Source organism: Novosphingobium sp. BL-S-21 (assembly GCF_055521655.1).
In genome coordinates, this window is sequence record NZ_CM145495.1 from 360,503 (window position 1) to 370,000 (window position 9,498).

Annotated in this window: 7 protein-coding genes (1 of these 7 running past the window's edge); 2 read left to right on the forward strand and 5 right to left on the reverse strand. The window is 65.2% G+C overall.

What is annotated here, in order from left to right:
- Positions 1-9: 9 nt before the first annotated feature.
- From ACZ1J6_RS01430 to ACZ1J6_RS01445, 4 genes are all read right to left on the reverse strand, one after another.
- Positions 10-1,044, reverse strand: a complete 1,035-nt coding sequence (locus ACZ1J6_RS01430; protein WP_134095975.1) for a sulfate ABC transporter substrate-binding protein — start codon at positions 1,042-1,044, stop codon at positions 10-12.
- A gap of 293 nt (positions 1,045-1,337) precedes the next feature.
- Positions 1,338-2,189 (reverse strand): TauD/TfdA dioxygenase family protein, encoded by an 852-nt coding sequence (locus ACZ1J6_RS01435; RefSeq protein ID WP_134095976.1) that lies wholly within the window; start codon positions 2,187-2,189, stop codon positions 1,338-1,340.
- A 131-nt stretch (positions 2,190-2,320) separates the two neighbouring features.
- Complete coding sequence (locus ACZ1J6_RS01440; RefSeq protein WP_431567293.1) at positions 2,321-3,859, reverse strand: CehA/McbA family metallohydrolase; 1,539 nt, start codon at positions 3,857-3,859, stop codon at positions 2,321-2,323.
- Positions 3,860-3,936: 77 nt separating this feature from the next.
- Positions 3,937-6,414 carry a TonB-dependent receptor gene (locus ACZ1J6_RS01445; protein WP_134095978.1) on the reverse strand — a complete coding sequence of 826 codons (2,478 nt, stop codon included), beginning with the start codon at positions 6,412-6,414 and terminating at the stop codon, positions 3,937-3,939.
- Positions 6,415-6,577: 163 nt separating this feature from the next.
- Between ACZ1J6_RS01445 and ACZ1J6_RS01450 the strand changes: the two genes are divergently transcribed.
- Entirely contained in the window at positions 6,578-7,159 is a 582-nt protein-coding gene (locus ACZ1J6_RS01450; protein ID WP_465127380.1) for a TetR/AcrR family transcriptional regulator, read from the forward strand.
- Between the two features lie 33 nt (positions 7,160-7,192).
- On the opposite strand, the gene ACZ1J6_RS01455 is transcribed toward ACZ1J6_RS01450, so the two are convergent.
- A complete protein-coding gene (locus ACZ1J6_RS01455) occupies positions 7,193-7,879 on the reverse strand; it encodes a response regulator transcription factor (RefSeq protein WP_165921495.1) in 687 nt (228 codons plus the stop codon).
- 240 nt (positions 7,880-8,119) lie between these two features.
- Between ACZ1J6_RS01455 and ACZ1J6_RS01460 the strand changes: the two genes are divergently transcribed.
- Positions 8,120-9,498, forward strand: partial view of a TonB-dependent receptor gene (locus tag ACZ1J6_RS01460; RefSeq protein ID WP_134095981.1) — the 5' portion only. Its footprint extends 1,030 nt past the window's final position; the window shows 1,379 of its 2,409 coding nt (coding positions 1-1,379); its start codon is at positions 8,120-8,122; its stop codon lies beyond the right edge, outside the window.

A 9,498-nucleotide genomic window follows, 5' to 3' on the forward strand; every position in this document is an offset into this window, starting at 1 on the left:
GGGCGCGGTTTACTTCTTGGTGTAGATGCGGTCGAACACGCCGCCGTCGTCGAAGAAGGTCTTCTGCGCCTTGGTCCAGCCGCCGAAGTCCTTGTCGATGGTGACGAGGTTCAGCTTCGGGAACTGCCCGGCGAACTGTTCCGCGATCTTGGGGTCGCTCGGCCGGTAGAAGTTGCGTGCGATCGCGACCTGGGCCTCGGGTGTGTAGAGATATTCGAGGTAGGCCTTGGAAACCGCTTCGGTACCGTGCTTCTTCGCATTGTTCGCGATCACGGCGACCGGCGGCTCCGCCAGGACCGAGATCGAGGGGACGACGATCTGGAACTTGCCGGCGCCGAGCTTCTTTTCGGCCAGCAGCGCCTCGTTCTCCCAGGCCAGCAGGACATCGCCGATGCCGCGTTCGACGAAAGTGGTCGTGGCGCCGCGCGCACCGCTGTCAAGCACCGGAACTTGCGCGAAGAGGCGCTTCGTATACGTCTCGGCGGCGGCATCCGATCCGCCCGCCTTGCGGCCGTAGGCCCAGGCGGCCAGGAAGTTCCAGCGCGCGCCGCCGCTGGTCTTGGGATTGGGCGTGATGACCTGCACGCCCGGCTTCACCAGGTCGGCCCAGTCGTGGATGCCCTTGGGATTGCCCTTGCGGACCAGGAACACGATGGTGGACGTGTAAGGCGCGCTGTTGTCGGGCAGGGCCTTCTGCCAGTCGGCCGGGAGCAGCCTGGCCTTGTCCGCGATCACGTCGATGTCATAGGCCAGCGCCAGGGTGGCGACGTCTGCTTCCAATCCGTCGATGATGGCGCGGCTCTGCTTGCCCGATCCGCCGTGGCTCATGCGGAAGGTCACGTCCTGGCCGGACTTCTTCTTCCAGTAGGCGGCGAAGGCCGGGTTCACGGCCTGATAGAGTTCGCGGGTGGGGTCGTAGGAGACATTGGTGATCTCCACCGCGTTGCCCGACTTGCCGCCGGAGCAGCCCGCCAGAGAGGCGGCCAGTGCCGTTGCGGCGGCCACCGAAATAAACAGGCGGCGATTGAGGGTTCCGGCTTTCATCGTGTCATGTCTCCCGTCAGAAGGCGCATTGCCTAAACTCAATCGATTTGGTTGACATTAAATATGTATTTGCAGGGTGGCAAGTCCACCTTTTGGCCGATGCGGAACTCCGCGGTTTCCCAAGGGTTCGGCGGCCCCGCCAGCGCCGAAGCGCGCGAAAAGAGCGCCCTTCGGTGCGTTTCCATAAGGACGGTATCCGTCCCGGGCCCTACCCAAAGGGAGCAGCGCCCCATCGTGCTGCAAAGCCCCGCACCCTTCAACTGCGAGAAAACCCGGGTGCCGCCGCGACCGATTCAGCCGAGCTGGGTGCCCTCGATGGTGATGCGGTGCATCTCGCGGCGATGGCCGTGGTAATCGTTGTAGGCGTAGTGCCAGGTGGCACGGTTGTCCCAGAAGGCGATCGAACCTTCCCGCCAGTGGAAATCCTCCTGGAATTCCGGACGGCGGCAATGGGCATAGAGTTCTTCGAGCAAGCCGCGCGAGTTCTCTTCGGACAGGCCCTGGATGTGCAGGGTGAAGCTGGGGTTCACGTAGACTGCGCGCTTGCCGCTGAGGGGGTGCGTGATGATGACCGGATGGACCGGGTCGTCCAGCAGGTCCGCAGCGCCGGCATTGCCGATTCGGCCGTCCCGCCGGGTGTCCTGCGCGGCCTCGTAAGCGCCGGCCCTGCTTCCGAAGACATGGCGTGCGGAATGGACGGCATGGCGCCCCTCCACTTGCGCCTTGAGCGGCGGCGGCAAGGCGTCATAGGCGGCGTACATCGAGGCGAAGGCCGTGGATCCGCCTTGCGGCGGCAGTTCGCGGGCCACCAGGATCGAGCCCAGCGCGGGGGCGAAGTCGTAGGAATGGTCGGTGTGCCAGCCGCCGCCGATATTGTGCTGCTGGTCCGGTTCCTTCACCACCAGCGCGATTTCCGGATAGACCGAATGGGCGGTGAAGAAGCGGTTGATGTTGATCGCGCCCCAATGGCGGGCGAAGTCGATATGCTGCTGTTCGGTGATGGACTGGTCGCGGAAAAAGACCACGCCATGTTCGGCAAAAGCCGCGCGCATCGCCGAAAGATCGTCTTCCGTCAGCGGACGGGCGAGGTCGATCCCGAGGATTTCGGCGCCGACGCGCCCATGCTTGCGGATTTCAATCGGCATTGTACGAACTCCTGACCGGGTATTCTCAACCTATTTGATTGAGTTTACCCGGTCAAGCCGTCCCAGCCCTCTCCTGGCAAGCGTTTCGCCGCAGTCCAGGCCCATCCGGTCGGCCCTGCGGAGCGGGAAGCTCAGTAGTTCACATATACCGGATTGGTCATGAAGAGCCGCTGCGCCCCGTCGCGCAGTTCGAAACGGATCCAGTGTCGCTGGCCGTCCGAGGTCCACTTGAGCGGCAGGGCCTGCCGCGCTTCGGTCAGGCTCTCGGCCGAGAGTTCCGCCGCCGGCTGACCGTCGACCAGGCCCACGAGCTTGCGGCCTTTCGCGCCGGTGATGGTGAGCGCCAGTTCCAGGGTCTGGCCGGCAGGCAGCGCGAAGGCATCCCCGACCGTTCCTGCACGGGCGCCGCCGCGCGCCGAGAGATCGAAGCCGAGGCCCGGTTTTCCGGTCATGTCGATCATGACGTGGCCTGCCTTCACGGCATCGAGAATGGCGCGTTCGGACAGTTCCGGCGCCCGCACCAGCGTGGTCGGGAAGCCGACGCCGAGGCGGCCGAGATCGACGTCATGGTTGTCGCTGCCGCCGATCGCGGTGATGCGGCGGCCCTGGGCGAGCTGCTTTTCCCAGATCGCCACATCGCCCCCGGCGTCCCCGCCGCCAAGCTGCTTCCAGAGGTTGCCGCTGTTCATCACTTCCATGGCGTCGGTCGCGGCGTAAGTCGCCTCGGGGGCGGACCAGCCGCAGCCGCGGCAACGGAAGTCGGTGGGCGATCCCGGATGGTTGATCGAGAACAGGCCGCCCGCGGCATGGGCGCGCTCGATCATGGTCGCCATGTCGGGCATGGATTTCTCGCCGAGGCGGTGGTCGATATATTCGGTGGTGCCGAAGACGTTGGCGTGGCCCTGCTCGGTGGTCATTTCGCGGCCGGGGATCAGCAGGATATCGTCGTAGAAGGGCTGGAGTTCGCGCATCGAGCCATAGAGCGCGACATTGTTGTGATCGGTGATCGCCGCGAAATCGAGATGGGCGGCCAGCGCCGCATCCACGGTGCGGTAGAGCGGGCAGGGCACGCTGCGACCCCGGCGGCTGGTGCAGAAGCCGTCGCTATGGCCGGTGTGAAGATGGAAGTCGCCGCGATACCACTTGTCGGCCGCTTCCAGCGGCTCGGGCGAGAAGGTCGAGACGGCTGGCACTTCGCCCGGCCGCCAGAACCAGATGCGGGCGGTGAAGCGCGAGGTCACCCCTTCGCCGATATAGGACACGCCCAGATCGAGCGACCAGCGCCGCCCGCCGACCGGCCCGGCGATGAACGAGGGCGTGGCGTTGTTCTCGTCGATCACGACGGTGTGCTTGTTGCTGCCGCTCCAGCCGCGGAACGTCCTGCCGTCGAACAGGCCGAGGTTGATCACGGTCTTCCCGTCCGGGCGGGTATATTCGTACTCCACGCCGATGCGGGTAACGCCTCCGGGGACGTCGAACGAGACCGGGACGTTGCGCTGGTAGTCCGAACGGTCGACCGTGCCGGTCAGCACGAGGTCCGGCTTCTCATGCCCTTTTGCCAGAGGCACCTTGTCCCATTCCGGCAGGTCCTGCGCGATTGCCTGGTGCGACCCGAGGGCAGAAGCGAGAAGGAGGGCGAGCGAGGCGAGGCGGGAGAAGGTCTTGGGCATGTCGATTGTCCCCGGAGGTGAGGGTTCCGGCGGGCGCGGCCATGGCGCCCGCCGGAGGGAGAGAGCGGAGAGGCCGATCAGAACCTGAACGTCACCGCGCCGCGCACGCTGCGGCCGAAGATCGAGCGCGCGATGTAGACCAGGTCGCCCACTTCCTCGTTGTCGATCGAGCCGGCACGGGGATTGCCCTCGGTCAGGCCGATCGTGTTGGTGAGGTTGTTGACGTAGAGGTTGAAGGTCAGCCGGTCGTTGACGTCGAACTTGGCGTTCAGGTCCACCGTCGAATAGGCGGGCAGGCTGATCTGGTTGGCCACTTCGGCATAACGCTGGCCGTAGTAGGCGAAGTCAGCCTCCACGCGCAGGCGGTTGTCCATCAGGTTGACGCCCGGAGTGATGCGGAAGCTGTGCTTCGGCACGCGGATCAGGCGGTTCTTGGAATAGTCGACGACCTGGCCGCTGGAATTGGTGTAGACGAAGTCGGTGAAGCGCGCGTCCTGCCAGGTCCAGTTGGCGTGGATGTCGAACCAATTCGCGGGGCGCCAGGTGGCTTCCAGCTCGGTGCCCCAGGTCTTGGTGTCGCCGTAGACCGTGTTGAGCACATATTGCCCGGCCGCGTTCTGGCGATAGTCGCTGATCTCGTAGCTCTTGTAGATCGAGTTGAAGCCGGTGAGATAGACGTCGAACGTGGGCGAGGCGTACTTCAGGCCGACCTCGTAGAAGTCCATCTTCTGCGTGACCGGGCTGGCCGCCGCATTGCCGAGGAAGCTGGAGACGCTGGGCAGGCGGAACGTGGAGGTGAAGCGGGCGAAGGCGCCCATGCGCGGCTGGAGCTGGTAGTTCGCGCCGAGCGTCCAGGCCATGTGATCGTACTTGCGCGAGAACGGCGCGAACACGCCCGAGCCGACCAGCACCGCGTCGTCGGCGGCGGTGGCGGACTGGCCGAGGTTGATCGTGCTCTTGCCTTCCACCTGGCCGCTGGTCTTGATCTGCTCCCAGCGAATGCCGCCATCGACGCGCAGGCGGTCGGTCAGCTTCCATTCGTCGCTGGCGTAGACGGCGATGGTGTCCGACTTGCCGAAGGCGTTGTTGAATTCCGAGCCGTAGCTGGCGATGCCGTCATTGGTGAACTGGTAGAGCGTGTTGCCGGCCGCATCGCGCAGCACGGCGTCGAGCAGGGCGGCATTGTCCTTCACGTCGGTGAAGATCGCCGCCGAGTTCGAATGGTAGGTTTCCTTGACGTGGGCATAGTAGAAGCCCAGCGCCAGGTCGTGGTGGCCGGCCAGTTCGAAGTCCTGCAGGAAGCGGGTGTCGGAAACGAACTCGTCTTCGGGAATGGTGAAGGAACGGGCGAGGTTGAGCAGGGCCAGGCCGTTGCCGTTGGCATTGGCCAGGTCCATCGGGCCGCTGCCGTTGGTATAGTTGAAGCCCAGCGTCTGGCCGGCGACCGTGTCGACGTACTTGCCATAAGTCGAGGACAGCAGGTCGGCGGCCGAGGCGACCGTGCGCGGGGTGATCGAGTTGCGCTTGGTGTAGCTGTCGCGGTAGCGCATCTTGTGCTCGACGCGCAGGCTGTCGGTCAGTTCGTAGTCGAACTCGCCGGTCAGCTGGGTGAGCTTGATGGTGGTGCCGATGCCGTTGTCGAACTTTTCCACGCCGTCCGGCGTCAGGAAGTCGAAATAGCGGGTTTCCTTGCCGGCGATGATGTCGCGCTTGGCGTTGAAGCCGGGCACGCCCACCGGATCGCCATTGCTGTCGTTGACGAAGGGCGTGACCATGGCGTTGCCGATGCGCTCGTCGATGCGCTTGACGCCCAGCATGAGCGAGCCGCGCTCGAACTCGCGCGAGATCGTGGCGCGGATCTGGCCGCCTTCGTCCTGGCGGTAGCCGGTGTGGCGCTGGCCGTCCGACAGGCGGTAATAGCCGCCGACCAGGAAGCGCCAGTCGCTGTTGCCGATCGGGCCGCCGACCCAGCCGTCCACGCGGTGCGAATTGTAGTCGGCCACTTCGTAGCGGACCGAACCTTCCAGATGGTCGCCGCCGCGCCGGGTGATGAAGTTCACGACCGCGCCGGGGGCGTTCGAATAGAAGATCGACGACGGACCGCCGCGCACCACTTCGATGCCCTGGATGGTCTGGTCCATGCGCAGGGCCTGGTCGCCGTTCAGCCAGCCGAGGCCGGCGTCGTGCTGGATGGTGATGCCGTCTTCCAGCAGCGAGAGCGCGGAGAAGCCGTCGGTCGGGATGCCGCGCACGCGGATATTGCCGCTGGCCTCGCCGGAGGAACTTTCGATCCAGAAGCCGGGCACGTTCTTCAGCGCCTCGCCCACGCCGATGGGCGCCTTCATCTGCAGTTCGGCTTCGGATATCGTCGAGATGGCGTAGCTCGCCTCGACCTTCTTCTGCGCACTGCCGGCGCGCGCGGTGACGATGATGTCGTCACCCGATCCGGCGGCGGGGTTGGGCGAGGCTTCGTCGGCATGGGCGATGCCCGAAGCGCAGGCGAAGACGGCCATCGCGCAGGCCGAGGCCTGCACGCGGAAACGGGACTTGAACATGGATGCGACCCCTGTATTTGCTGTGCGGACCGCATATGGTAGCTATAATTATCATTTTTATGACACCACGCGGCATTTGCGGTGTCCGGAGCACGAATTGGACCCTGACAAACCCCCTTACCGCAGGCCCGTGCAGGAGCGATCGCGCAAGACATTCAATGCCTTGCTCGATTCCGCCGCGCATCTGCTGGGGGAGGTGGGCATCGAGCGCATCTCGACGAACCAGATCTGCGAACGCGCCGGAATGACCCCGCCCGCGTTCTATCGCTATTTCGACGACAAATACGCGATTCTCCATGCCCTGGCCGAGCGTTTCATGGAGCGGCAGAACGTGGCGCTACAGGCCTGGCTGGACAATTACCGCGAGGCCGGGCTCGACGTGATCGAGGGCAAGGTGGTCGAACTGATCCGCACCATGCATGAGATCACGGCCAGCGAGCCCGGCGCCTTGTGGATCATGCGGGCGCTGCGGGCGATCCCGAGCCTCACGCCGATCCGCCTGTTCTCGCATAACTTCGTCTCGGACCTGCTGACGGACATGTACATGCCCTATCTCGCGCATGTTCCGCGTGAACTGGTGCTGCGGCGCACCCGCATGTCGGTGGAGATCGCCTATTCGCTGGACGAGATGCTGAAGGAAAAGGAAATGGACGCAGAAGCGCTGTTCGCCGATGCCGGCCATGTCTTCAGCGCCATGTTCCATTATCCCGAATATGCGCGGCCCGGGCACAAGGGCCCGGATTGATCGCGGTTTCGCAGCCGCAGTTGGCCGCCGCCCTCAGGCTTCGGCGCTGTCGAAGACATATCCGAACGAACGCACGGTGCGCGGCAGGTGCGGGACCTGCATCGAGCGCAGCTTGCGGCGCAGGCGGCTGACCCAGGAGTCCACGGTCCGCTCGTCGCAGACCTCCACGCTCTTGCCCAGCACGCCGATCAGTTCGCCGCGCGTGAACACCCGGTTGGGATTGCGCGCGAAGTGATTGAGCAGGCGCTGCTCATTCGATTGCAGCGGCACGACCAGACCCCGGTACCGGGTGAGATGCGAATCGGGCTGGATCATCAGCTCGCCGATCTGGATCGCCGGGGTTTCCTTGCGCGCGGCCGCGGCAGGCTGGTAGATTCGCAGGCGCTGCACGAGCGCATGCGGGGTGAGGGGCGCGATCAGGTAGTCGTCCGCCCCCGCGTCCAGCGCGCGGGCCTGGGCGCGCGGATCGGCCTCCGGCAGGATCATCGTCATGTGGAGGGGATGGTCGTTGATGCGGTCGCGCAGCAGCCCGCAGAGCTGAAGTCCCGACATTTCCGGCAGAAGCCAGTCCACGAAGATCCAGGTCGGGGCCCTGGCGGGCCGCGCGCAGAGTTCGGTTGCGTTCATCACCGCCGCCTCGAAGGAGAGGAAGTTGTCACGAACGGCGCTGACATGGGCAAGGTCGCCCGAGGTCAGCACGATGTCGCCAGATTTGATCATGGTATCCTGCAGTTTCGATACGAATGATCCGGCCACATAGTGCCGTGATCGCCGCCATGCACATGTCAAATTTGTCATGTTCGCCCGGCCGCGTGTCGCCACAATTGCGTCAAGAAAATTACAAGAAAGCAACACGGATGTGACGCGGGTTGCGCCTAGTCAGCCTCCCTGTCGCCCCGCCGGGCGGGCCCCTTGCCGCGACTGCAAGGAGGAAGACCAAGCATTTCAGGGAGTTTTCGCATGATTCGCCACGCCATCCGTCTGGCGGCCACTTGCAGCATCGTCGCGTTGAGCCAGGCGCCGGTAGCCGCTTTCGCCGATGAAGCCGCAACAATCGCTCCCGCGGCCGACAGCGCCGCCGCGGCCGACAGCGACGGCTCGGTGCCGATCATCGTCACCGCCACCAAGCGCGAGACCGACCTCCAGAAGACTCCGATCGCCATCGCCGTCATCGGCAGCGCGGATATCGAGAAGCAGCACGTCCAGAGCCTGATCGACCTGGCCAGCGGCACCGTGCCCTCGCTGCGCGTCGCCACGTTCGAAGCGCGCCAGTCTGCCCTTACCGTCGGCATCCGCGGCATCGTGCCGTTCGACGCCAACCAGACCGCGCGCGACCAGGGCGTGGGCGTCTACCTCGACGGCGTCTACCTCGGCCGCCAGCAGGGCCTGAACGCCGCGCTGTTCGACGTGCAGCGCATCGAAGTGCTGCGCGGGCCGCAGGGCACGCTGTTCGGCCGCAACACCGAAGGCGGGGCGCTCTCGATCGTCACCAAGGCGCCCACCGGCGAATTCGGCGGCCGCGTTTCGGCGGGCCTCGGCAACTATGGCCAGCGCGACGGCGAAGCGCACATCGACTTCCCCGAGTTCCACAACATCTCGGTCAAGGTAGACGGGGTCTACCAGCACCAGGACGCCACGGTGAAGAACCCGCTCGCGGGGCAGACCGGCTGGAACTACTACGACCGCGTCGGCGGCCGGATCCAGGCCCAGTGGAAGCCGTTCGAAGGGCTGACGGCGAACATCTCGTACGACAAGTCGCGTGACGACAACACGCCGATGTACAGCCAGCTCATCAACTACAACCCGAACAACCTGACGGTCGCCACGCTGGCGGATATCGCCAGCCAGGGCGGCAAGCTGAAGGCCGGGCAGATCGCCCCGCTTTCCCCGCTCGTCCAGGTCAGCGGCGACAAGCGCATGAAGACCGCGGACATCGGCGTGCCGCAGCAGCCCAGCGTCGATCGCACGCAGGGGGTGATGGGCAACCTCAGCTACGACCTCAATCCGAACCTGACGCTGCGCTCGATCACCGCCTGGCGTGACGTCCACACCGACCAGTACGACAACTCGGGCGGCGCTCACCGCACCGTGTTCCTGCCGAACGCCAAGTTCAGCCGCTACTCGCTTTCGTTCCTCGACCAGAACCAGTTCAGCCAGGAACTCCAGCTGGTCGGCAGCCTGCCGCACCTCGATTTCGTGGCCGGTGCCTACTATTACAACGAGCACGCCAGCGAGAACGCCGCCACTCCCAGCTCCAACCAGTGGAACGCGGACGGCTCCGGCTACACCGTGCTGAGCCCCAGCGTCTCGGGCGTTGTGAGTTCGTCCAACCAGGGCTG

Coding starts and splice junctions, on each gene's coding strand:
- ACZ1J6_RS01455 (WP_165921495.1), bottom strand. CDS start 7,879: ATGATCAAATCTGGCGACATCGTGCTGACCTCGGGCGACCTTGCCCAT.
- ACZ1J6_RS01430 (WP_134095975.1), bottom strand. CDS start 1,044: ATGAAAGCCGGAACCCTCAATCGCCGCCTGTTTATTTCGGTGGCCGCC.
- ACZ1J6_RS01445 (WP_134095978.1), bottom strand. CDS start 6,414: ATGTTCAAGTCCCGTTTCCGCGTGCAGGCCTCGGCCTGCGCGATGGCC.
- ACZ1J6_RS01440 (WP_431567293.1), bottom strand. CDS start 3,859: ATGCCCAAGACCTTCTCCCGCCTCGCCTCGCTCGCCCTCCTTCTCGCT.
- ACZ1J6_RS01435 (WP_134095976.1), bottom strand. CDS start 2,189: ATGCCGATTGAAATCCGCAAGCATGGGCGCGTCGGCGCCGAAATCCTC.